Genomic DNA, 24,338 nt, shown 5'->3' with positions numbered 1-24,338 from the left:
GGGATACTTTGCGTACCTCATGCAGCCTTTTAGAGAGAAGATCCTTCCATACTCGGATCGGGGATAATGCCGGCTTCCGAATTAATTTTTGTGCAGCTTGCCGTGCCAGTTAATGAAATTATTCACAACGACATTCAGGAACTCAATGGTAGGCTCGTGATGCAGGTTGCCGTCTTTATCGATTTTTTCATGGACAAGGCCTACGTACACTTCATTGCCCGGAAGAAGCACGGAAGAAACTCCCGGCGAGAACAAAATATCCCGCAAATGCTCTTGGGCCCGCACGGTGCCAAGAAGCCCCATCGAAGCGCCCATGATCCAGGATGGCTTGCCGATCATCACCCGGTCACCGCGCGACAGCCAGTCCAGGGCATTTTTCAGCACGCCGGGGATCGAGTAGTTATACTCGGGCGTAACCCAAAGCACGGCATCGGCGCCCGCGATTTTGCCGCGGATATCCAGCACCGACTGGTCCGGATTCAGCTCGATATCTTCGTTGTAAACCGGCAGATCGTTTACGCGGACGATTTCCACGTCGAGTCGGTCTTTGAAGGTCTTCTGCACATACTCCGCAAGCTTCAGGTTATATGAGTTTTTGCGGTTGCTTCCGATAACTGCTGCGATTTTCATAAGCGAACCCTCCGATATGTAATTTTAGTTGCTATATCAACTAAAAGATAAACAGGAGCGAGCGGCATGCTACCGCTTACACACATTCTCGCGGACCTTTGTAAGAAGCCTCTTCAGCTCGGCCGTCTCTTCAGCCGTAAAGCCTGCTCTGAGATGCTGTTTCATATGGCTGCTGATCTCTTCCACGCTTTTACGGAGCGCCCGTCCTTCATCGGTCAAATACACTTCAATCGAGCGGCGGTCGCCCGCGCTGGGGGAGCGGCGTATAAATCCTTTGCTCTCCAGACTGGCAAGCATTCGCGTAATGCCGGATTTGTCTTTGCTGAGGCGTTCCGCAATCTCGTTCTGCGATAAGCCCTCCTGCCTCATGAGAAGCGCGATTACCAGATGCTGTTCAGGAGCAAGCTGCATGGGAGCCAGCCGTTTCTTCAAGTAGCTGGTAATCTCCAAATCCGCCATATGGATCATCAAACCGATATGCTCTTCCATGTCCCGTTCCATTCTTTCACCCTGTTCATATTAGTTGATATAACAACAATGTCATTATTATTATCTTAAAAGCTTGAGGGAATGTCAAGGGAAGCGGGATTGCTGCAGACTGGTTTTGGATAAATTGGATTAGTCTAAACTCAACCTTGAACCTAGCGAAAAATTGTTCGACGATGGTTTCTGGGGGAACAGATCATCCGCATGCTTAAGCCTTTAAGTCCCTTTAACAACCTGAAGGAGTGATAATTTGAATAGGTACAAAAACACAAAGAGCCTCCGCAGCGTTGAGGATATGGAGGACACTGACTCACCGGATCAGGCCGTTCAGCTTAAAGAGAAGCCCCTAGGGGCTTGTGATCGGATAGGTGAACGTTACTCACCAACCGTCGAACTCAAGCCTGTTGATGAGAACAACTGGTATGACTGCACCGAGCTTGTAGTTACGGACGAGCAGAAGAACGTATTTCCCGTTCCGGTTGTGTATTGGCTTGCAGAGTCGGCTTATTGCGGCTTCACTCCTCTTGCCATGTACAATGGCGAACAGTTAATCGGATTTGCGGTCTACGCCGTCGATCCTGACGATGGGAGCTACTGGATCATGGCCTATATGATCGATCATAAGTTCCAGCATAAAGGTTTGGGCCGATCCGGCATGGAGGAGTTGGTACGTTATATCCACGACAAGCACGGCTGCGACAAAATCGTACTCGGGCATCGGACCGAAAACGAACGGGCGTCCCGTTTATATGCTTCATTAGGTTTTGAAGAAGTAGACCGGGACGGCATCGAAATTATACGGGAGTTGACCCTTTCGAAACCATGATGATTAACGTTCGGCACTTAAAAGAGCCGCAAGATTTGCGGCTCCTTTCCATTTCCCCCGAGACCCGGCAGGCTGCCGTTTATCGGATTGCTTAATTTCTTCGGAAGTAACGGTTGCGCCAGTAATACAACACCTCGAAAATCGCGAATACGCCAACTACCGCAGCAACCAAAAAAATTACCGAGATACCGAAAACGGTCATCATCCCCGTAGTTCCTTTATCCTCCAGCAGAAGCACACTGCCGGCGACCCAAAGAATGTCGATCACGGCAATGACAAGCACCGCCGATGGAGGAACCATACTTCTGGATACGGTCCAAACGAGAAATGCGACAAACAAGAGTAGAAAAACCGCGGTTCCGACCAAGGCGGTTCTACTTTCTAGTCCCGTCCATTCGGCGACATACCCGGGAAAGGCCAATAACAGCAGCCCGAATATTCCGGACGAAACGGCGTTCGTCAGCAAAACTTTACGGATGAGAGTTTCTCCTGTCGGCGTTATTGCTTCATTTGGTTTCATCTTGCACACCTCTTTCTTTCGGGGCGATTATTGATCGGCTTGTACGGCTTTCACAAGTGAAGAAATGATTCCCAAGTGCACGGCTTCGTGGATAAAAGCGAAGTTAAACAACTCGCCTGCCGTCTCGAACCTCAGCGGCCCCATTTCAAAAGGTGCGCTCAAAGGTGCATTCAACGTCTCGATGTCTAGATTGGACAAATCGTCAAGCTGCGCGGATAAAAATTGAATCAGCTCCGACTTCGACGGAGGCGTGACGGTCCAGTCCGACGGCTTCGTTCCGGTCATAAATAAGCCGGCATAGCTTTCCGGCAGCTTCGTACTTAACGCCGGACCTGCGGAGAGAAACCAATTCAGCATGGTAACGATATGGCCGGCGTTCCAACGAACCGTATTATTGAATCCTGCGGGCGTAATATCGTAAATTTCTTCCGGAATCGCTTGAATGGATCCGATAACCAATTGATGAGCCGTTTTTGCGGTTTGGATGCTTACTTGTGACATTGTACATTCCTCCTAATGGTTGGGTTGTGCCTGACAACACCGAGATTAGCCTACAAACGACTGCCAGAACCATGCTTTTCACTGCCGTTTGGTGCCAATCTTGCCTATTTTCGTTCAAAAAAAAGGCGGCCGCTTCCCTGGGTATTCCCAAGGAAACAACCGCCATCCATGTCATTCATTTTTATTCCGCCTTAATAAGGCATTCTTCTCCTTTAGACTTGTCGCAATAAGACGCGCGCCGGCGTTCTGCCAATTATAGCAGGTGCGCTCGGGCACACAGGTACGGAACCACTCCAAAGCTTCTTTGGAAGGAGCGTCCAGTTGATTGTTCGAATACCGCACGCTATACGGCTTAATGCCAGCGACGTAAGGAAAATACAAAGCATTATAAAATTTCCATTCGTCCGTCGTGCCGAACGCTTCATCCGGGCGTGGCTTCATTTGCAATATACTTTCGATAAGCAAAGACTTAAGCTCGTTAGCACGTTCCACTACACCATCCGCCGTCCCGCATTTCCGAAGCCGCTCGTCAATTAGCGCCAATTGCGCCAGCGGACTTGCCGCCAATCGCTCCAAGTTCCCCAAATTACTAGTCGCTCGCCGGATATGACGGTAGAATTCCTCATTGTCCATCTCCTCCGGATTCGCATCGTCATCAATACGGACCTGAACGCTTTCGACCAAACGCAGTTTGGAGCGTTCCGTGCGCAGCTTCGGGAACGTCATTAGAGCAATGTTGTCGAGCAAAGCACGAATCGGATATACATACACTTGGAATGCAATGGAAACCATTATGCTGACCATCAATGATAACAGCGTCGCAAAATCGAATCCCGTCCCCGTTCCGAGTATACTTACAAGCGCGACCTGACCGGAAAAAATGAGTGTAAAAAAGACGGAATAATCGAGAGACCGGAACAAATCCGGCAGCCAGGATTCCCCCTGCTCCCTGATCTCCTTGACTATCGTGTATGCGCCAAACAGCAGCATTCCGGCACTGTTGGCCACAAGCGTCCACTTATTCCATACAACCTCAGGAAAAAACAAATTCAAAACCGTCATACAGGCAAATACAAAAAACGGCACATAATTAAAGACATAGAAGGGAAAAGACCGTTTAGTCCCACCGGACACCGCCCCCCATATGGAAAGCACCGTTATCAGGATAAAAAACACATATACTGCTGCTTTGCTGGAAACGAAGTATATGTCCGGATTAGCAGCGAAGGCCAGCCCAATCACGATGCCTACTGTCAACCCCGTCAGAACATACCTCCATAGCTGCCATAATACGTTCCGTTCACCTTCCTCTCGGGAGACAGTAGATAGAACGGCACCTTGCCACAAGACCAAGGGCAGATAAAAGCAGATGTCCCTTACCGTGCTGAGCGGCGGCGCCATAAACGGGTCCCCTTGGCTATAGGGCATCAGTAAAGTCACCCCGAAACCAAGCGAGCAAACAATTACGCCGAGACCGGCCAGCAATAGCCGAATGTTTCTTACATCGCGATTAACCATGTATAAGCCGAACCAAAACAAGAGTCCGAAGTAGCTGAGCTGCACAATGATCAAGACGATCGTTCTCCTTTACCTGGAAGCCATCTTCTTCTGTAAGATAAAGCAAAAAAACCACCCTGTAGGTAGCAGCCGAAGGTGGGTTTGGGTTCCAGTCACTATCTTCAAGGAATATCCCATCCAAAAACCAATTATGTATGCTAAATGTCCGCGTACTCGTTTTTTCTAACGTAATTTTAACATGGAGGGCTCTCACTCAACAATAAAATAATCCCCGAACGATCAATTAGCCTATACGAGTTCCTCCGAGATCACATCAACTATCCACTGGATGTCCCGATAATTCCATGATCACATAAAGGGACTTTATCTGACAGTGATGCATTCTGCAATTACGCTGGCGCCGCTGATTGCGCGTCTGGCTGCAAGTGAAATAATCGATCGGGAATCAAGAAGCGAATTAGTCCCTTGTCGGCTCTCCCGATTTAAGGACCACACGAGGGATGACCTTGCTGTTTCTCGCGCGTGAGGTTGTTGAATCAAGTGGAATCGCATACATGTGCAAAATGCCCTCGATATTCCCGGACACAAAGCAAAGGAGTACATCGTCACATGAGCGACGACGTACTCCGTGTTACAACCTGTATAACTGCTTACGCCTTCTCCTCTTCCCCGACCGCAATCGGATTGTCCGCATAGCTGACCCAATCGCTCCAGCTTCCCGCGTACAGCTTCACGCCCGGGATGCCGGCTTCCTCCAGCGCGAGCACGTTCGGGCAGGCGGTTACACCGGAGCCGCAGTACACGATCAGCTCTTCCGCGTTCTCCAGCCCGCGGAATCTCTCCTTCTGCTCCTCGGCGCTCCGCCAGGAGCCTTCCGCGTCGAGCGCGTCCTTCCAGAAGCGGTTCCGCGCGCCCGGGATGTGTCCCGCCACCGGATCGATCGCTTCCTGCTCGCCGCGGTAGCGGGCTCCCTCGCGCGAATCGATCAGGACGGTGCCCTTCTCGCCCAGCTTCGCCTTCACCTCGTCCATGCTCGCCAGCATGTGCCGCTGAACCTTCGGCGAGAAGGTCGCCGGGCTTGCTTGCGGAGCCTCGGCCGTTACCGGGTAACCGGCCGCTTTCCACTGCGAATAGCCGCGGTCAAGCACGTAAACGCGCTCATGACCGAGAAAGCGCAGCATCCACCACAGCCTCGCTGCCATCGCTCCGCCCTGGTCGTCATAAGCGACGACCGTCTTGGAGGCGTCGACTCCGATCGCGCTCGCGCGCATAGAGAAAGCGCCCAGGTCCGGCAGAGGATGGCGGCCGCCGTGCTCCCGCTTCTCGCCGGACATGTCTTCCTCCAGATCCACGTAGAAAGCACCGGGGATATGGTCGATGCTGTAGTCCTGGCGGCCGCTCCACGGCTCACCCAGCGCAAACCGGCAGTCCGCGATCAGAAGATCGGGGTCCTGCAGGTGTTCGTAAAGCCATTCCAAACTGACAATATTCCGCATCCGAATCAATGTCCTCCCCGCCCTAGCAGGCTGCATAATGAGTTTAAAACCGCATGGCGGAGCGGGAAGAACGGCCCCCTCTCCGGCAGAACAGCAGCCGCTGCGGCTATGGAACCGGCCGACAGCCTAATCTCCTACGCCGATGACAGGCTTGATGGAGTAAGGGTACCATTCTTCGCGTTCTCCGCCCATTTTCTCATAAAACTTCTGAGCATTCTCATTGGCCTTAGACGTTTCCCAAAGCATGGCCACATAGCCATTATAAGCGGCATACTGGTTGCATGCACGGAACAATTTGGTACCGACGCCCTGAATCCGGCATTTCTCCGTCACGAACAGATCGTTCATAATGACGACTTTGCCCGTGCGTAGCGTACTATATGTAAAATATAAGGTGGCGAAACCGACTAACTCCCCGTCGTACACGGCGACGAACTGCGTGCCTGCTTTCTTTTCCATCAAGACATCCAACAGGTTCTCCAACTTTTCTTCTTCCGGACGCGGATATTGATAAAAATCGTAAATATAAGTATTCATCAACCCGCGGAGAGCATCACGGTCGTTCGGCTCCGCCTCGCGTATTTCAACACGGCTCATACACAACCTCCTCTTCTAACCCTTAGTATTCCTTAAATTTCCATTCCTGTCACTTGATTTTTATCGACAAAAAATGTGGGATTTCTTTTTGCCCTTATAGACAAGGTATTTTATAATGGAGATAATAAACGGGGGTAAGTATAAGTTTACCATATGAAACCCTATAAGAAAAATATCTATAGCGGTATATGATTTAGATCTAAAGATTTCTTTTAGAATCTTATGCCCGGTAAAGGAGATGGATCATGCCCGAACAGGGTTATCTTGAGATGGAACAGTCCTTCAGACAGCTCTTGAGGAAAATGTCCAATGAATGGACGAAGTACGTCGATCGCTCTTTTTCCAAATCGCAGTTTCTTATTCTGGAAAAGCTGGTCAAGGAAGGACCCCAGAAAGTATCGAGCCTGGCGGAAGCGCTGTTTATTACGGCGGGAGCTATCACGGGAATGTCGGACAAACTGATTGCCGGGGGTTATGCGGAACGGATTAGGACGGAAGAAGACCGTCGCGTCGTGTTCCTGGATGTTACAGACAAGGGCCGCGAGATGGTAAAAGTAATGAGTGAGTATCGGCTCGGCATTATCAAACGCATGATGCAGGGCTTAACCGACGATGACATGACCAATATGTCGCGGATTTTCGCTCATATGATCGACAACCTCGATAAAGGAGAAGGAACGGCAGACTGACTTGCCGATGTCTGTCCCTCCTAAGCAAGCGGTTCCACATCCAAATACTTTATACACAATAACGGCCTATTCCTTATGACAATTACCGGGGATAAGGGGCCGTTTTTACTTTTCAGCGGATTATTCCGGAAATTTCCCCTCCCTCACCACAGCATTCGTTCCATACGGCTGTTCTTAGTCTGTATAAGGTTAATTTCAAGCCTGTTCTAATACAGAATTCTGTTCTATAATAGATCCAATCCTATTTTAACCAAAGGCGGACAAAACATGACTCTTGCAACCTCATGGCGCGTGCGCCCTTTTACCGAAACCGATGGGAAAGCCATCTGCACCTGGTCCTACCCCGCCCCCTACAGCGTGTACAATTGGCCTTCCTGGGAAGAGCTTTCAGCGAGAGCGGAAGAATTCGCCGATCCCGGTATCCGTGAGAAGCAGTACGCGGCCATTACCAATGAACGGGACGAGCTGTGCGGGTTTGCGCAATTTTTCCCTCTGACGGGCGTGACCCGCCTGGGACTCGGAATCCGCCCCGATCTGTGCGGGCAGGGACTCGGACCCTCCTACGTGGAATGCCTGGTTGCCGAAGCGCGCAGACGGAATCCCGGCAACGAAATTGACTTGGAAGTACTCGTGCGCAACGAGCGGGCCATTAAAGCTTACATCCGGGCGGGGTTTGCCGTCACGGATACGTACGAACGGATGACGCCGACCGGCATGGCTATGATGCACTGTATGGTTCACGGAGCAGAGCAGGCGTAAGCTTATCCGGCTGCGCCACCGACCATCTCCTCGTCAGACTTTCTTTTGGCATAGGCCTTCGCCGTCTTGCGGTGAGAGCGTTTACAATTAAGAGGAGCCATCGCCTGCCGGAGATAGAAGCTGTACACGCTGTAACGATCTGCAATCGTTGTCCAGCAAGGGAAGGGAGGATATAACCCCTTCCCTTTTTGCTTTCTAACAGGCGCGCCGGTTTCCAAAGGTCCGCAAGCTGCACTAGACGCCTCTCTTCAGCCTGGAAGCCGGAACCCAGGCGTCTTTCTCGTACCCCCGCACTTCCCAGTACCCGATATGCTCGTCGCGGATCAGCTCGATGCTCTGCAGCCACTTCACCGATTTGTAGGCATACATACTCGGGACAATAAGGCGGACAGGCCCTCCAAGCCGCTGCGGGATAGGTTTGCCGTCCATGAGCAGCGCGACGAGCACTTCATCCATACGGGCCTGCTCCAGGCTGAGACAGTCGGTATAAACCCCGTCCCCGGAGATGAACTTCACGAATCCGGCTCCGGGCTGTATCCCTGCCTGGCGGAGCAGCTCGGACAGCCTGATACCCTCCCAGGTCACGCTGTTCACCGACCAGCCGGTCACGCAATGAAAGTCGCTGACCTGGACGAGGCGCTCCACCTGCTGCAGCTCCTCCCAGGTGAACCGGAGCGGCTTGTCGACCATCCCCGACACACTGAATGTCCAGTTGTCGGAGGAAAACGCGGGGATTTCCGTTACCGTATAGATCCGGAAATCCCCTTTCGCCCCGCCGCCGACGGGAGGCGACGATTCCGCCAGCGGCACGGGGGCCGGGAGCATGCGGTTCGCATCCGAGCGCACCGCCTCTTCCAGCCCTCCCCCGCCGAAGAGATTGCCGCGGGCCCACCTGACGAACGATGGGCCGATCACGACCGCGAGAACCGCCGCCGCGCCCAGCTTCAGGAAGGCGCCCCGTGTCATGCGCCTACCCAGCGACTCGCTCCACGCGCTCGCCTGAGTCGCCGCCCCGCCCGCATCCCGCGTCTCGTCGCGGAAGACGGCGCCCGTATCCGCGCGCAGGATGGGCTGCGGCGCATCCGCCTGCGGACGTGCGGCTTCGGCTGCCCGTGCAGGCGGACTCGACTCCGATGCGGACGCGGGCCGCTCCGCGCTGCGCTTCTTCACCCAGCGGCTGCGGGTGACGGAGTGGTAGAGCAAATACGGCACGCCCACCCACGTAAAAGCATCGTGGATGAACAGGGCCGTATTGCTCCATACCGGCGGCAGACTGCGGAACTGCCACAGGATGACGCCGCTGACGATCCAGCCGGCCGTAAACACCAGCACGCCGGCGAGATTGCCCTGCTGCCCGGCTTTCCTGCGCTTGCGCAGCTGCCCCAGATGCTTGGGCAGCAGGGGCACGTACAGCGCCAGCAGGAGGATGGAGAAGACGCCGAGCCAGATGTGCCCCTGCTTCAGCACAACACGCACAGCTCCCAGATCGCCGCGGATCCAGCCGATGCTGAGCACGATGCCGGTCAGGGCCAGAACAAGCGTGACCCAGGCATTCCAGGCGTGCAGCCGGTTCAGCTTTTTGCCGAACCCGGCCGACAGCCAGTTGTTCTTACGTTCCATACCGGCCTGCTCCTCCCGCTTCACCGTTAACGTGATTAACGTTATTTCATGTGAATGGTTTTTCTTCTATTTTAACAAACGGCCACGCCCCCCACAAAAAGAGACCGCAAGACAGCGGTCCTCTATCTATCATCCGGTCTTGAGCCGGTAACTACGCTACGGGAAGCACACCATCGTATTGTACCGCTGAAGTAAAATCAAGGTCTGTGAGACCGCCGGCATCATGCGTGCTGAGCTGCATTGTGACCCGTCTATCGTCCACTTTGATAAAGGGATGATGCTTTAGAGACTCTGCCACATCGGCCACGCGGCGGACAAAATCAATGGCCGTTTTGAAATCACGGCATTCATAGGTCTTCTCGATGGTGCGTTCGTCCCGCAAATTCCAGCCATTCAAACCGGCCAGCTTCACGGCCACCTGATCGTACGAAAGCTTGTTTGCAGCAGCCATTGTGTTCCCTCCTTTCCCCTCTAAGCAGAAATACCCTCCAGGAATGGGATTCGAATCTCGATTTGTACACCTTTTCCACGCTCGGTATCCATGTAGAACTCACCGTTCATCAGCAGCACCCTTCCCTGCATCTGATCCAGCCCGATGCCCGCTCCCGAAATAATCCGGTTCTTGCGGTTCAGCTCTTTTAACTGGGGATCGAATCCTACGCCGTCGTCCTCATAAAACAGACTGATGATACTGTTCTCCTCCACCAGCCGGATCGTGACATGCTCGGCCTGCGAGTGCTTCTTCGCATTATTGAGGAGCTCTTGGATCACCCGGAACAGGTGCTTCTTTCTTTCGACTTCAAGCAGCTCGATCTGCGCCGTACAGTCCGCGATAAACTCTACCTGAAATTCGCTGTAGGAACTCTCCACATCGACCAGTTTGCGGATGCTGCCGACCAGCCCCGTCTTTTGCAGTACATAAGGATTCAGCTCGAAGCAGCTCTGCCGCAAATTTTCGTTGATCAAATCGATATGCGTGAGAATCCCCGTCAGCTGCCCGTACTCGTCCGTCATCTTGGGGAAACGCTGGAGAATCGGGTACAGCCTTCTTTTGAGCAGAAAAAGATCCTGCATCGTCGTATCATGCAGATCCATCGCAATGCGGATGCGCTCCTTCTCCTGGATGTCGTACATCGTTTTGCGGAGCCATACAAACTCCGGCGTCGCCTCCTCGTTCGGGATGTTAGCCATGAGCTCGTACATTTTCAGCGTCAGCTTGCGGATGAGGTAGACGTTCTCCAGACTTGCGGACAAGTAAGTGACGATCAGATTGATCCAGTGCTGGTCTTCCTGACCGAGATGAGTGTTGGATTTTTTGCCGGTTACAACCAGGAAACTCCGGTATTCTTCGTGACAGTTGATTTCAAAAGCGGTATACCTATCCCCTTTGTATATTCCATTTTCCATAGAGGTTTTTACGTCTTCCTCATCAATATCACCCGCCGTAATCACTTGGATGCCGTCCTTTTCAACAAACACGATGGCCCCACCGTGGATTTCCAGCGTATTGACGATATCGTTGAGGATGATTTCCTTAAGGGCGTTAAAGTTAGTAACCGATCCAAGAGCTCTGGAAATTTTCTTAAGAGACTGTTGTAAAAAATATTTGCGCGGGAACATGAATTTTTCGAGTTTTGTTGAGAAGTATTCTATGGTGTAGGCAAAGACGGAGAAAATAACTAAAACAACGATAAATGTGTACGTTATTTCCAACCAGCTTATACTTTGGCGATATAAAATTGAAACGAGAAATACGGTTATCCCAGTTGGAATAAGAGATATTAATATCGTAAAAAGTATACGTCTAAGGTATAAATCAATATCATACAATTTTTTCGATAAGATCAAATAAGCAAAAGAGCAAGGAAAGAGCAGTACAAACCAGCTAGTATAAAAGGAATGAACAAACTCTCTTTGCATAAAAAGCATTGGCAAGAAAGACAAAATAGAAAAAGGTGCAAAACTTACAATAATTGAATACCAAATAATCCTTATAAGTGATTTTAAACTACGATTTTCTTTAACATGATTATTAACTTTTGCTAAAAACCAGAAATTTGATATTAAACTTAGCAGGAAAAAAGGAATAATGGTGTAATTATCATATTCATAGATATAATAAGCAATTGGATCTACAAAAAAATTAAGTCTGCTTATGGTTCCAATTACTATTATTGCATACCAGATTTTTAAAATCTTTTTAGGAAAATCAACGATGTTTCTCTCTTTAAAAAAAACGATAAGGAAGTGTAAAAAGACAGTTGGAACTAATACTATAAACGTTCCAATCAAATTCTTACCTAATATGTCACCTCTGTTAGATGCTCCAAGCGACATAAATGTAATCGCAATCGTTAGAAAAACAAAAGCCAGGTAATAGGCTGATTCCAGACGCCGGTCACGCCCTCTATGAAAGACAAAGGAAGCAATGAGTAGGCTAATGAGTTCAATTATTAATGAACTAATGTCATGGCGCTGCAAATTAGAATAATCAATTGAAAATGTTACATGGTGTGCAATTCCTTCTCGCAAAAAACCTATCTCTTGAGCTTGTTCTATTTGATGCCACAATACAAATTGCTTATGCTCTTCAATATCTTTACCGTTTATAGTTTTAATTACGTCCCCGACTTTTAAACCAAGATCATCAGCACGTCCTAACTGCTCTATTTGTTGAATAGTCCATCCTTCTGTAGAGGCAACCAAATGGGCTCCCAAGTAAGGATAAGAAGTGAGTTTAAAAAAATGAACTTGAAGGATACAAAAAAGTAGGATGGGTACAAATACCAAAAATTTTCTTATGATATTAAACACTCCTAGTTCTTTAATTGGTCTAGAGCATAAGGATAATTTATAAGGAGGCTTACAAATGGACATCGTTCAGTTGCCATGGACACTTGAATTAAAATCAGCCGTTAAACAAGTAAAAAAGGGTAAACCAATGCATGATCTTTTACCACTTACATCTTTGGAGCAAAAGCTTTTAAGAAATGTTTATAATGAAAAAGAAAATAAAGTGCGTTACTTCTGGTACTAGATTAATAATACCTTTTTTGTATATATCTGTATAGAATTTCCGAAGGTCTTATCGTGCAAAATACAATAAATAATTCCTTCTAAAATCTTCATTTAAAAACCAGAGTACGCTCAAGAGCCAACTCTGATTTTTAAACAAACTCCCTTGTTTCCAAAAGAAACAAGGGAGTTTGCTTTGTTTTAGCTGATGATGAGGCAAGTTACAAATAAGAATGTTTCAAACAACCAATAGATCAATCAGGTAAATTCATCCAAAATGTGCTTTTTTAAGGATGTATATTATGGTAGTATAGTCATGGGACTTTAGATTCATAAGGGGTGATTTTGTGAAAATTGTTTTTGGAGTTGCAGGCGGAATTATTTTAGCTGTCGTCATACTTTCTATATGCTAGAACGCAGTCTGGTTAAACAGCATTTCATGCAGGTCAAATATGATTTGATCATTTTTGTGATGTGCTTTGTCCTGTATGGATTGAATGAGATGTATTTTAAGAAACAAATCTCCATCCTTTACTGGTTTTTTACCGGGTATTATAATGACATTCTTGCACCCATCATTCTTTTATCCTATTCGAATATTCTAATTCTGATTTTTATGAAGAAGAAAATAATGAATTTTATCGGTTTAAGCCTTTTTGTTATGACCGTTGGACTCTATTGGGAATATATAACTCCCCTATACAAACATTCAACATCAGATATTTATGACTTACTGGCCTATTACATAGGATTCCTCATTTATTGGCTCTCAGCTAAAGCCGGGAACAAGACAAGAGCTTAAACAAAGCTCCGAAAGGAACAGGGACTACAGACTTTTTTGTCGAATAGAGAAGTAACATAATGAGAAATTCTGCTTTTGTGTTAGCTGAAAAATAAAACAACTCCCTTGATTTTGATGGAAACCAGGGAGTTTGTCTGCAATCTGAGAAGTCCGCTTCTAAGCGGGCTTCTCTTTTAATGACAAAAAAGCACTCTTTAAAGAAGAATTGGAATCAGCGTAAGCTTTTGTCCAACTATCCTTAAAGAATGCCCTATAAGTGCCTATAAACAATAAGTCCGTTACCTCACATCAAAACTCTCCCGCGTAAGCCTCCTGCTCCCGTACATACTCCTGCAAAAGCTCCAGGAAAGGAAGACCGTAATTGCGGAACTTCACCTCGCCGACGCCTTTGATCTTGAGCATCTGGGCTTCGGTCGTCGGGCAGCGTTCACTCATCTCACGAAGCGTGCTATCGTTGAAAATAATGTACGGCGGCACTTTTTCCTTCGCGGCCATGTCCCGGCGCAGCAGACGCAGCTGCTCGAACAGCATGTTGTCCACGGCGGACTCCAGCGGCTGGCTCGGGGTGACCTTCTGGAACACCTGGACCCGTCCCTGCAGAACCTCCACCGCCGGGGCTTGAAGCCGGACCACAGGATATTGCCCCTCGGACAATCCCATGTACCCTTCGGCGATAAGCACGTTAATCAGATCGGCGATTTCTTTCTCGGTCCGATCCTTCATAATGCCGTACGTCGGCAGATTGTCGAACTTGTACTGAAGCACCTTCTTGTTTCTCGATCCTTTCAGGACGCCGGCAACCATCGAGATGCCGAACCGTTCCTGCATACGGCGGACACAGGAGAAGATTTTCTGCGCTTCCACCGTAATATCGACGGTTTCACGGTCATCTTTGCACGAGCTGCAGTTGCCGCAGGGGACAAGCTCGCCCTCATCTCCGAAATACTGCAAAATATAATTTTGCAGACACCGCGGTGTGTGGCAGTAGTCGATCATCGTCTGCAGCTTCTTGTATTCGTTGCTCTTGCGGTCCTGGGAAAGCTGATTCTGTTCGATCAAAAATTTCTGCGTCAGAATATCCTGGGCGCTGAACAGCAGCATACATTCGCTGGGATCGCCGTCACGGCCCGCACGGCCCGCTTCCTGGTAATACGCCTCCATGTTTTTCGGCATATTGTAATGGATCACGTACCGGACGTTGGACTTGTCGATCCCCATCCCGAACGCGTTCGTGGCGACCATCACCCGCACGTCGTCGTAGAGAAAGGCCTCCTGATTGCGTGCTCGCTCCTCGTCGGAAAGTCCGGCATGATAGTGTCCGGCGGCCAGCCCTTTGCGGCGCAGCTGCTCGTACAGCTCGTCCACCTCTTTACGCGTGGCGGCATAGACGATGCCGGGCTGGTGAGTGTGCGCCTTGGCATAGTCGAAAACAAAGTCGCGTTTGTTGACGCCCCGCAGTACGGACAGCTCCAGATTGCTCCGGCCGAAGCCCGTTACCACGACCTCCGGATCGTCGAGTTCCAGCAGCCGGGCGATATCCTGCGTGACCTCCGTCGTCGCCGTAGCGGTAAAAGCCGCAACGAGCGGACGGCTCGGAAGGTCCTGTACGAACGGAGCTATATTGACATAGCTGGGGCGGAAGTCATGCCCCCACTGCGAGACGCAGTGCGCCTCATCTATCGCAACGAAGGAGATATTCATGGAATGCATCCACTGGCGGAACCAGTCGGATTCAAGCCGCTCCGGCGCGATGTACAGCAGCTTGTACTTGCCCTGCATCGCTTCCCGGATGCGGCGTCCGGCTTCTCCCGCTTCCAGCGTGCTGTTCAGGAAGGTCGCCGGAATGCCGACCGTATGCAGAGCATCGACCTGGTCCTTCATCAGCGAGATGAGAGGCGAGACGACGAGCGTTACGCCCTCCATCATCAGCGCCGGGATCTGATAGCAGATCGATTTCCCGCCGCCTGTCGGCATAATGCCGAGTGTATCCCTTCCTTCCAGGAGGGCGCTGATGATGCGTTTCTGCCCTTCCCGGAATTCCGGATATCCGTAATACTGCTGCAGAAGCTCTTGCGCTTTGGCTAGCATGTTAGATTGCACCTCTTGTTTCTTTTCCTGGGCGGCCCGGCCTTCAAAGACCGGAACCTCTTTCGTATCCGTGCCTACGCGGATGTAAGCCGCACAATCGTGACAACCTGATCGTCATGGTCGATCTGAATCAGGTGTCTATCCTTCAAATAGCGTACCTTCGCGTCGGCAATCTGGAGCAGCGGCTCCGAACCGAGTCCGTAGAACACATCGTCGGCCAGCGTTCGAAGGCATTCTTGACGGTCTTCCTGGGGAAGCTCATGCCAGTCCGCCTCGCTCATTTCAAAAAATCCGTAAAACCCGTCCACATGTCCAAGCCCGTTCATCAAATCGCGGATGATGTCTTCGTACTCTCTGCCGAACTTGATCCCCATACGTATCGAGTGCCTCCCTTAAGTGGAAAAGGCTCCTGCTCCGGAGCCCTGCTCTTGTGTTCCCAGTATACCACCGGGATGTTTGAATTTCCAAACCTGCGTTCGTTTTTTATTATTTTAACCGAATTCCTGAATCAGCAGACGTATAGTGGTAAAATGGTAGGAAGGCCCGGGCGGCCTCACCCTTTTTTCCTGCCGGTTTATTCTTTTTATTACATGCCGGATCATGCGCAAGCGTGCTCCCGAGCGAGGGCTGCCGCCTCCCGGCAGATGCGGTTTTTTTACAAGGCTGAGGCCCCTTTCGCTTATCTTGACGGCACGTCTAAAAAATCCTCCATTAGCCAATCCTAAACCAATGGGCAAAACAGGAAAAAATCTGTTACTATGGAGAGATAAGGATACCCCGGAGGTTCAGACGGAATGCTCGAACTGCAAATACCCAAGAACAGAATGAACTACTTGATCAAGCAGATGCAGACCCACATGGACCCCGAGGATATGGAACGGGGTTGGATGTTTCATCACAAAGGCCGCGTGAGCGGCGTGGAACTTGTGGGAGGAACGGTCGTGCATGCATCGGTACGGGGCAACGACCGTTACCATACCACGATCGACCTGGAAAGCTTCAGCGCAGGTGACTGCACCTGCTCGTTCGATAAACCGTGCAGACACATGGCAGCGGTTATATTTGCCTTGTACGTTCCTCACGGCAGGCCTGAACTGCTTGTCCAAGAGTTGAAGCGCGCGATGACGACGAAACGGAAGCCCGCCAAGAACGCGGACCGCGAGTCCAAACGCCGCACTTCCGAACCGGTGCCTGGAGGCTCTCCCGAAGATTGGCACCGCTTTTTCGAAGCGCAGTATCACGGTTTTTCGATTTCTCATCAGTATTCGTTCGATTTGTTTGTCACTTCCGCTTTCGAGCGGTTTCAAGCTTATGCCTCCGGCTGGCCGGACGGCATCCGCCTTTTATACGACCTGCACGTGACCTTTTTTGTGATGCACCGCATGGAACAGTTTTTTGGTGATACGAAAAGTTCCTACTTATCCGGCTATCATGAATCCAACGCCAAAACGGCCGCGGCCGACTGCCTGTCCCGTCTGGACCGGCTTCTGGCTTCACCGGCACTTCCGGTCTCGGTCAAAGAGCACCCCAAACGCTGGACGGAAGCGTTGAACCGCCTGGCCTCTCTGGCCCTTCAGGGCAAAGAGGGACCGAACGACTGGCTGTATGCCTACCGGGCGGTATGGTGGGCTCTGCCGAAGAAAGCGGAATGGATCAAGCGCGAGAAAGAACGGCTGGATAAACAGCTCCAGGAGCGGGAGGAGGGCCGCAGGAACCGCAAGCAGGATGTTCTGCTTGTGGCCCGGGCTCATTTCGACCTCATGGAGAACAGTCCGGACGCGGCGTTTCTTAGACTGGAGGCTCTACATCAGCGCAGAGCAAGAGATTTTATCCTCTATATGAGACGCTGCCATGAACGCGCCGAATGGGACACCTTGCTGAGCTGGCTCCGCTGGCTCGCTCCGACCATGCAGTCGGCGGCCCAGGACGACTTCCGCCTGCTCTGCCAATACTGGACGGACGCCGCCAAGCATGCCAATGCGGACGACGAATGGGTTCGCATCATGGAGACGCTTCTTCCGCGTTCCTACTATGTTTACACCGGCTATTTGCTTCAAACGAAGCGCTACCGGCAGTGGGTGGATCTGCAAATCGCCAACCGGATCGGCCCCCAGAACCTATATGCCCTGGAGCTGAGATCGGTAGAGGAATCCGATCCTTCCCTCCTTCTCCCCCTGTACCATCAGGCCGTGGAACGGTCCGTGCTGGAGAAGAACCGGACGTCCTATAAAACCGCAGTCCGCCTTCTGAAAAAGCTTCACGGCTATTACACGACCCTCGGGCGGAAGCGTGAATGGGAGACATACATTAACCGGTTGTCGGATCACTTCGTCCGCCTCCGCGCGTTTCAGGAAGAACTGGAGAAAGGAAGCTGGCTGCCATGATAGAAACGAGTCCGCTGACGGTTCATGCCGTCTGGATGCCGTCCGGCGCCTTCTTCGTATGGGGAACCCGGGAGAACGGCGGCATCTGGGATGCACAAGATCTGAAGGGCCTGCTTTTCGCCTGGCATGCCCCTTCCTTTTACGGAACCTTTATTGAAACGACCGAATGGGGGCACCGCGAAGGCTTGTCCTTGCCCGCACTAACGGCGCTGGATTTTTTCGGCGATCCGCATACCGTGAAGCATCTTTCCATCCGCTGGGATACGGACACCACGAATCTCCGGAAGCTCGCTCCCGAAGTTAAGGAAGCGCTTGCCGCAGGACGCTTCGTTCCCGATTACGAGCAGTGGAAGACGGGCACCCTGAGCTGGAAGCTGCAGCTCGAAGGGGAAGCCGCCGCGTCCGTCACCTCGCAGGCGGAGCTGTGGCTCGACCAGCTCATCCCCGCCTGGATCGAAGCGGACGGCTCCCGCAAAGCGGCGCTCCGCCGGCTCGAAGAGGCGCATCCGCTGCTGCGCCTGGGCACACGTCCGGCCGATACTTGGCTGGACGAAGAGGACTGGCTCGTGTCGATCGGCTGGAAGCACGATCCGACGCCGTTCCGCGCAAGCCTCCAGCTCATGGAACCCGAAGGGGACCCGGACTGGAGGCTGCAGATCCTGCTGCAGGACCGCTCCGACGACACGGTCCTGCGCGCCGTGACTCCGGCGGGCGAGCCGCTGGAAGGCGAGCTGGCCCTGCCGGAGTCCTGGATCGCGGACCTCGGACGCGTCCCGCGGGATGTCGGCAGATGGCTGCGCCTTCTGCCGTGGCTGAACGCGGCGGACGAAGGAGAGCCGCCGCAGCTGCGCACGCGCCTGAGCGACGAGGAGGCGTGGCGCTTCCTCGCGGAAGGCAGCGTGCGGCTTGTGGAGGCGGGTTTCGCCGTCATGCTGCCCGCCTGGTGGGAACGGGCGCGCAAGCTGCGCCCCAAACTCCAGGCCAAGCTCAAGAATTCGCTTGGCGGCGGAGGCGGCGAGTCGATGTTCGGACTTACCCAGCTCATGCAGTTTGATTGGCGCGTCGCCATCGACGATTTCGAGCTGAGCGAGGAAGAGTTCCTCCAGCTGCTCGAAGAGAAGCGCAAGCTCATCCGCATCCGCGGCCGCTGGGTCCAGCTCGACCCGCAGTTCCTGCGCCAGGCGGAGGAGCTGCTCGCAAGAGCGGACCGCCAGCAGGGGCTTACGCTGCGCGAGGTGCTGGAGCTCCAGCTGCTGGGCGGTGCTAAGGGCGGAGAGCCGGAAGGACCGGAGGACGAAGCCGCCGATCCCGACAACCGGCCGCCTGCGGTCGAGATCGAGCTGACCGGCCAGCTCCGCCGGCTGTTCCAGCAGCTCACGCGCACGGCCGAGCTGCCCCGCATCGATCCCCCGGCTTCGTTCCTGGGGACGCTGCGGCCTTATCAGCTGGAGGGCAGCACGTGGCTGCTCTTCCTGCGGCGCTTCGGCCTGGGAGCTTGTCTTGCCGACGACATGGGTCTCGGCAAGACCATCCAGTACATCACCTATCTGCTTCAGGTGAAGGGAACCGAAGCCCCCGACGCGCCTTCCCTGCTCATCTGTCCGACCTCCGTAATCGGGAACTGGCAGATGGAGCTGCGCCGTTTTGCCCCGAACCTCCGCGTTCACATTCATTACGGGCCGCAGCGCGCCAAAGGAAGCTTTTTCACGGAATCCATAGAAGGTGCAGACCTGGTCATCACCTCGTATACGCTTTCCCATCTCGATGAGGAGGAATTGCGCGAGGTGTCCTGGAGTTCCATCTGTCTGGACGAAGCCCAGAACGTCAAGAACCCGTACACGAAACAAGCGGCTGCTATCCGCAGTTTCTCGGGCCTTCACCGGATCGCCCTGACAGGGACACCGATGGAAAACAGGCTGACGGAGCTGTGGTCCATCTTCGATTTCCTCAATCCCGGCTATCTGGGCACGCTCACGCAGTTTACGCGGCGGTTCGTCACGCCGATCGAGAAATCCCGCGACAGCGGCCTGATCTCCGGGGTACAGCGCCTCGTGCGGCCTTTCCTGATGCGCCGCATCAAGAAAGACCCCGCCATCCAGCTCGATCTTCCGGAGAAGAACGAGTCGAAGACGTTCGTGACGCTTACGGCCGAGCAGGGTACGCTCTACGAGCACTACATCCGCGATCTCTTCGAGAAAGTCGACGCGATGTCTCCGATGGAGCGCAGAGGGCATGTTCTTGCCGCTTTGACGAAGCTCAAGCAGATCTGCAACCATCCTGCGCTCATTATGCGCGAGGGACCTCGCACCGATTGGCGCAACCGCTCCGGCAAAGTGGAGCGTCTGCTCGACATGGTGCAGGAGCTGCGCCAGCAGGGCGATAAGTGCCTGATCTTCACCCAATTCGTGGAGACCGGCCATCTTCTCCAGGAAATTTTGCAAAGCGAGCTAAGCGAGTCCGTCTCCTTCCTGCACGGAGGCACTCCGCGGCAGACAAGGGATGCGATGATCGCCCGTTTTCAGAACGCGGAGCTTCCCCTGGAAGAGCAGTTCTCCGTCTTTCTGCTGTCGCTTAAAGCAGGCGGAACCGGTCTGAACCTGACGGCCGCCAATCACGTCTTTCATTTTGACCGCTGGTGGAATCCCGCCGTGGAGAACCAGGCGACGGACCGCGCTTTCCGGATCGGACAGACGCGGGACGTGCAGGTGCACAAATTCGTTACGCTCGGTACGCTGGAAGAGAAAATCGACGAAATGATCGAGAGAAAGCTCGGCCTGAGCGAGCAAATTGTGGGAAGCGGGGAGAATTGGATTACGGAGCTGTCTACGGACGAGCTGCGTGACCTGCTTTCTTTGCGTATGGAATGGATGAATGGGTGAAATGGTAAAAAATGCTATAACTTTTCCCACATTGGTGGTATACTAAAGTTACAATAGACTAGGCATTTTCAAGGGTGGTCGGCTAACCTTCTCGAGTAGGAGGTGATGCCCTGTGGAAGTTAAAGACGCTTTGACGCTGATGATCTCATTCGCGAGCTTAGTGGTTCTCATTCTTTCACAGAAGAAGAAATAGACCTCCCTTGGGCAACCGGCCTTGGAGGTCTATCTTCGTCACACCATATGCAGCTGATCACCCTTGAAGGGCGAGCTATTGAAAAAGACCGCAGATGCCCCCGCATCCGCGGTCTTTTTGGCATGGAGAACGGTATAGCTTATGCATAAAAATACAAAAGTGCCACGGCTGCACGCGCACATAATCCATCTATACGTTAGTTACCCGTATTTTAACACAGTGCATCGGCAAAACAAAATCAATTCTTCCTTAAATCCCTGAATCCGGGTCGGCATTACGGCTTGGCCTACTTCCATTTTACTCCATTTCGCTCTGGAGAACAATGACGAAAAGCTTGCTCGTTTTATGCAGGATTCCGTCTTTTCTTGTCGAATGTGGACAGTTGCTGGATTTTTCCAGAATTATTATCAGAAACCAGGTGAACGCATGAAATTCAACCGCTCGCGCTTATCTCTTTCGTACGTGATTGCCATCGTTCTGCTTCTTGCTCTCGTCGGAACTTCCAGTTACATATCCTCATTGAATATGGAGCGGCAGAGCGATGCGGTTATGGAAGACGCCATTCCCGTCATCTCGGCGGCCAGCAATCTTCTTCAAGACCTGCTCAACCAGGAAACGGGCATACGCGGCTATCTGATCTCCGGCGACTCGAAATATCTGGAGCCATACGAGGATGGCAAAGCGGCCCTTCAGAAAGACCTGGGAATCATTCGCACGCTGGAATCGGGTCATGACGATCTCCGTCTCCTTATACAGACTCAAGTGAATCCGCACATTCAGAAAATGCTTGCATTTTATGCCTCCCAAATCGAGCTTGTGCAGGCGAATAAAATACAGGAAGCCCAAGGACGCATCAATATCGGCAAACAATATATGGACCAGTATAGGGCCCTGCACACGAGCATCCTGGAAGTGTTGAACAAAATCAGCGATTCTTCCCACGACTCCATTAAGAGAGCCGGGTCCGTTTCGCGGATGATCATTTTGGGCGGCGGCATTCTCGGTATCCTAATCGGAATCTGGTCAGGTCTGATCCAGCTGCGCGCCAGCCGCGCGGAATCTCAGCTCCGCAAGAGCGAGGAAACCTACCGGTTCATGGCGGAAAGTCTGGAAGCCCAGAACGAGGAAATTATCGCCCAGCAGGAAGAGCAGCAGATTACGCTGGCTAAGCTGTCCGACCGCGAACGGGAGCTGGAGCTGATCTCGAATTATCAGGAGAAGCTGACGGGCTTTACGGAGCTGAGGCAATTCCTGCAGCATTCGATACCTGCCCTTCTCGATTCCGTCAGTTATGACGCGGCTCTTGTCGTTCTGAAGAGCAAGGAGGCCGAACGCTATGAGGTTCTCTTCTCCAGCGGCTATCCTCGCAGCTTCGCCTCCAGGGCCCAGAGCGAGCTTTACGGAGCGTCTCAGCGTGTGTTCGACGAAGGCTGCGCTTTCGTTCAGAAGCGGGAAGCGACCGAGGCGGAGCGGGGATTTCATGACGGCATTTCCGTTGCCGTCGATCATTACTTCCCTTTGCAGGATGACCGGCAGCAGGTGATCGGCTTCCTGCTCCTGACCAACTTCCACGGCTTCGACCGGCATGAAGAGAAGGAGCGGCTGACGCTGGGTCTGATCCGTCAGTTCGATCTGGCGTTTTACGCCCAGATTATGAACGACGAGCGCCGCAAGCAGGCTGCGCATCTGGAAGAGCTTAACGATCAGCTCGTTTTGGAGAAGCAGTATATCGAGTCCCAGCGCGATCTTATCGAAGGGATTCTGGAAGCGGCGCATGAAGGCATGATGATGTGCGACAAACACGGTAAAATTCTGATTGCAAACAATCAGATGCATAAGTTTTTCCATCTGGACGAGCAGATCGGACACGACTTCGTGGATTCCTGCCGGGAAATCGCCGCGGCGTCAAGCGGATTCACAGGCGTTTCGCAGTCCATTAAAGCGCTGTTTGACGGCGATATCAACCAGCTTAACGAGCGCTTCACCTTTATGAACGGAGAAGAGCCGCAGTTCACGGAGATTTACGCCACCTCGGTCGGCGAGAACGATAGCGATGAAGCCGGTTATCTGTTTGTGTTCCGCGACCGGACGGAAGAAGAGCGTATTGATGCCATGAAAAACGAGTTCGTCAGTATCGTGTCTCACGAGCTTCGTACGCCGCTGGCCAGCGTGCTAGGTTTCATCGAGATCCTCATCCACCGTGAGCTTCCACGCGAAAAACAGCAAAAATACCTGGATACCATTTTTAAAGAGGCTACGCGTCTCGCCAATCTCATTAACGATTTTCTCGATCTCCAGCGGATGGAATCCGGCCGCCAGGTGTATCATTTTGCCCCGGTGGATACGAAAGAGCTCGTTTACGATATCGTCGAGAAATGGCAGGACAAACAAAACCATGACATTGTGGTATCCGTCCTGTCGCCGGCGGAAGTTTGGGTCCGCGGGGACAGCGACCGGCTCCGCCAGGTCGTTCAGAACCTGCTCAGCAATGCGATCAAATATTCGCCGGGTGCGGAACGGGTAGATCTGCAGATCCGCGAAAGCGGCGGTTCCGTTTTCATTGATGTGACCGACTACGGGCTCGGAATTCCGGAAGAGGCGAAAGAGCACCTTTTCTCCAAGTTCTACCGGGTAGATAATTCCGACCGCAGGCAAATCGGCGGTACCGGACTAGGACTCGCCATCGTCAAAGAGATTGTGGAAGGCCATCAGGGTAAGCTCACCTTCCGTTCCCAGATGGGGAAAGGGTCTACCTTTACAGTCGAGCTGGTTCCGTTTGAAATGGTCTCGCTAAATAACAAAATCGTTATTTTCGAGGACGACGACAACCTCGCTAAACTGATCCAGGTCGCGCTTGCGAAGCTTCAGCTTCCTTCCGTTCAGCTCCGTTCCGCGGAGGAAGGCATTCTCTCCTTAAAGCGTAAAACGACGGAAGCGCCGCTGCTCTTCATCGTGGACATTCATCTGGAAGGCAGCTTGACGGGATGGGATTTCATTTCGGAACTCTACCACCATCCCGTTTATAACCGGACGCCTGTCATTGTTTCCACCGCTTTGGAGCCGCCTCTCGATTACCACGAGAAAGATATCGAGAAGTTCATGCGGAAGCCGTTCACCATGGAAAGACTCATTCAAGTCGCTCAGGATCTTCTCAGCAACAGGGACAAACCTTCCTATGTCTTTCCGTCGCAAGACCGCAATCTAATCACGTCCTCCTTGGCGCGTAACGGAATTAAAGTGCACGATGTCAGAGTAAACGCCGACACCATTGAATTTGAGATCGAAACGGAAGATGAAGAGAAGGAATCCTGACCTTTGTATTTTAAAAAAACAAC

The 24,338-nt window shown here is 52.2% G+C and carries 20 protein-coding genes; 8 read left to right on the top strand and 12 right to left on the bottom strand.

Going from position 1 to position 24,338, the window contains the following annotated elements:
• Window positions 1-81: 81 nt before the first annotated feature.
• Both ACI48J_RS01315 and ACI48J_RS01310 read right to left on the bottom strand, forming a co-directional pair.
• Complete coding sequence (locus ACI48J_RS01315) at window positions 82-630, bottom strand: NADPH-dependent FMN reductase (protein WP_405081336.1); 549 nt, start codon at window positions 628-630, stop codon at window positions 82-84.
• A gap of 69 nt (window positions 631-699) precedes the next feature.
• The gene (locus tag ACI48J_RS01310) at window positions 700-1,131 is read right to left on the bottom strand and encodes a MarR family winged helix-turn-helix transcriptional regulator (protein ID WP_405081334.1); all 432 of its coding nucleotides are present in this window, start codon (window positions 1,129-1,131) and stop codon (window positions 700-702) included.
• Window positions 1,132-1,366: 235 nt separating this feature from the next.
• On the opposite strand from ACI48J_RS01310, the gene ACI48J_RS01305 reads away from it, so the two are divergent.
• Window positions 1,367-1,942 carry a GNAT family N-acetyltransferase gene (locus ACI48J_RS01305; protein WP_405081332.1) on the top strand — a complete coding sequence of 192 codons (576 nt, stop codon included), beginning with the start codon at window positions 1,367-1,369 and terminating at the stop codon, window positions 1,940-1,942.
• Window positions 1,943-2,033: 91 nt separating this feature from the next.
• On the opposite strand, the gene ACI48J_RS01300 is transcribed toward ACI48J_RS01305, so the two are convergent.
• The 5 genes from ACI48J_RS01300 to ACI48J_RS01280 form a co-directional block, all read right to left on the bottom strand.
• Window positions 2,034-2,462 (bottom strand): hypothetical protein, encoded by a 429-nt coding sequence (locus tag ACI48J_RS01300; protein WP_405081331.1) that lies wholly within the window; start codon window positions 2,460-2,462, stop codon window positions 2,034-2,036.
• A 27-nt stretch (window positions 2,463-2,489) separates the two neighbouring features.
• Window positions 2,490-2,963: a DinB family protein gene (locus tag ACI48J_RS01295; RefSeq protein WP_326051006.1), complete on the bottom strand. Its 474-nt coding sequence runs from the start codon at window positions 2,961-2,963 to the stop codon at window positions 2,490-2,492.
• A 171-nt stretch (window positions 2,964-3,134) separates the two neighbouring features.
• Complete coding sequence (locus ACI48J_RS01290) at window positions 3,135-4,526, bottom strand: hypothetical protein (protein ID WP_405083163.1); 1,392 nt, start codon at window positions 4,524-4,526, stop codon at window positions 3,135-3,137.
• A 605-nt stretch (window positions 4,527-5,131) separates the two neighbouring features.
• Entirely contained in the window at window positions 5,132-5,977 is an 846-nt protein-coding gene (locus tag ACI48J_RS01285; protein WP_405081329.1) for a sulfurtransferase, read from the bottom strand.
• 126 nt (window positions 5,978-6,103) lie between these two features.
• Window positions 6,104-6,574, bottom strand: coding sequence for a GNAT family N-acetyltransferase (locus ACI48J_RS01280; protein ID WP_326050999.1), 471 nt, complete (start codon window positions 6,572-6,574; stop codon window positions 6,104-6,106).
• Between the two features lie 245 nt (window positions 6,575-6,819).
• Here ACI48J_RS01280 and ACI48J_RS01275 point away from each other — a divergent pair, with 245 nt between their 5' ends.
• Together ACI48J_RS01275 and ACI48J_RS01270 are read left to right on the top strand one after the other, a co-directional pair.
• Complete coding sequence (locus ACI48J_RS01275) at window positions 6,820-7,263, top strand: MarR family transcriptional regulator (protein ID WP_326050998.1); 444 nt, start codon at window positions 6,820-6,822, stop codon at window positions 7,261-7,263.
• 267 nt (window positions 7,264-7,530) lie between these two features.
• Window positions 7,531-8,022: a GNAT family N-acetyltransferase gene (locus ACI48J_RS01270; RefSeq protein WP_326050997.1), complete on the top strand. Its 492-nt coding sequence runs from the start codon at window positions 7,531-7,533 to the stop codon at window positions 8,020-8,022.
• Between the two features lie 234 nt (window positions 8,023-8,256).
• Here ACI48J_RS01270 and ACI48J_RS01265 read toward each other — a convergent pair whose 3' ends face one another.
• The 3 genes from ACI48J_RS01265 to ACI48J_RS01255 all read right to left on the bottom strand — a co-directional run bounded on the left by ACI48J_RS01265 (window position 8,257) and on the right by ACI48J_RS01255 (window position 11,121).
• The gene (locus ACI48J_RS01265; protein WP_405081327.1) at window positions 8,257-9,642 is read right to left on the bottom strand and encodes a molybdopterin-dependent oxidoreductase; all 1,386 of its coding nucleotides are present in this window, start codon (window positions 9,640-9,642) and stop codon (window positions 8,257-8,259) included.
• Between the two features lie 151 nt (window positions 9,643-9,793).
• Entirely contained in the window at window positions 9,794-10,093 is a 300-nt protein-coding gene (locus ACI48J_RS01260) for a 4a-hydroxytetrahydrobiopterin dehydratase (RefSeq protein ID WP_009671588.1), read from the bottom strand.
• A 20-nt stretch (window positions 10,094-10,113) separates the two neighbouring features.
• A complete protein-coding gene (locus ACI48J_RS01255; RefSeq protein WP_405081325.1) occupies window positions 10,114-11,121 on the bottom strand; it encodes a sensor histidine kinase in 1,008 nt (335 codons plus the stop codon).
• A 1,390-nt stretch (window positions 11,122-12,511) separates the two neighbouring features.
• Here ACI48J_RS01255 and ACI48J_RS01250 point away from each other — a divergent pair.
• Complete coding sequence (locus ACI48J_RS01250; protein ID WP_405081323.1) at window positions 12,512-12,679, top strand: hypothetical protein; 168 nt, start codon at window positions 12,512-12,514, stop codon at window positions 12,677-12,679.
• Between the two features lie 1,068 nt (window positions 12,680-13,747).
• On the opposite strand, the gene recQ is transcribed toward ACI48J_RS01250, so the two are convergent.
• On the bottom strand, window positions 13,748-15,547 hold the full coding sequence (recQ, locus tag ACI48J_RS01245; RefSeq protein WP_042235144.1) for a DNA helicase RecQ: 1,800 nt from the start codon (window positions 15,545-15,547) through the stop codon (window positions 13,748-13,750).
• Between the two features lie 74 nt (window positions 15,548-15,621).
• On the bottom strand, window positions 15,622-15,921 hold the full coding sequence (locus ACI48J_RS01240; RefSeq protein WP_405081322.1) for a hypothetical protein: 300 nt from the start codon (window positions 15,919-15,921) through the stop codon (window positions 15,622-15,624).
• A gap of 420 nt (window positions 15,922-16,341) precedes the next feature.
• Here ACI48J_RS01240 and ACI48J_RS01235 point away from each other — a divergent pair, with 420 nt between their 5' ends.
• The 4 genes from ACI48J_RS01235 to ACI48J_RS01220 all read left to right on the top strand — a co-directional run bounded on the left by ACI48J_RS01235 (window position 16,342) and on the right by ACI48J_RS01220 (window position 24,315).
• Window positions 16,342-17,931 carry an SWIM zinc finger family protein gene (locus tag ACI48J_RS01235; protein ID WP_326050991.1) on the top strand — a complete coding sequence of 530 codons (1,590 nt, stop codon included), beginning with the start codon at window positions 16,342-16,344 and terminating at the stop codon, window positions 17,929-17,931.
• Window positions 17,928-20,810 carry a DEAD/DEAH box helicase gene (locus ACI48J_RS01230; protein ID WP_405081321.1) on the top strand — a complete coding sequence of 961 codons (2,883 nt, stop codon included), beginning with the start codon at window positions 17,928-17,930 and terminating at the stop codon, window positions 20,808-20,810. Before ACI48J_RS01235 ends, ACI48J_RS01230 begins: the two co-directional genes overlap by 4 nt.
• Before the next feature lie 139 nt (window positions 20,811-20,949).
• Window positions 20,950-21,003, top strand: coding sequence for a hypothetical protein (locus ACI48J_RS01225; protein ID WP_367869717.1), 54 nt, complete (start codon window positions 20,950-20,952; stop codon window positions 21,001-21,003).
• Window positions 21,004-21,429: 426 nt separating this feature from the next.
• On the top strand, window positions 21,430-24,315 hold the full coding sequence (locus ACI48J_RS01220) for an ATP-binding protein (protein WP_405081320.1): 2,886 nt from the start codon (window positions 21,430-21,432) through the stop codon (window positions 24,313-24,315).
• Window positions 24,316-24,338: the final 23 nt, after the last annotated feature.

Source organism: Paenibacillus chitinolyticus (genome assembly GCF_045038035.1).
GTDB lineage: Bacteria > Bacillota > Bacilli > Paenibacillales > NBRC-103111 > Paenibacillus_F > Paenibacillus_F chitinolyticus_A.
This window is presented reverse-complemented; position numbering and strand designations above follow the sequence as displayed.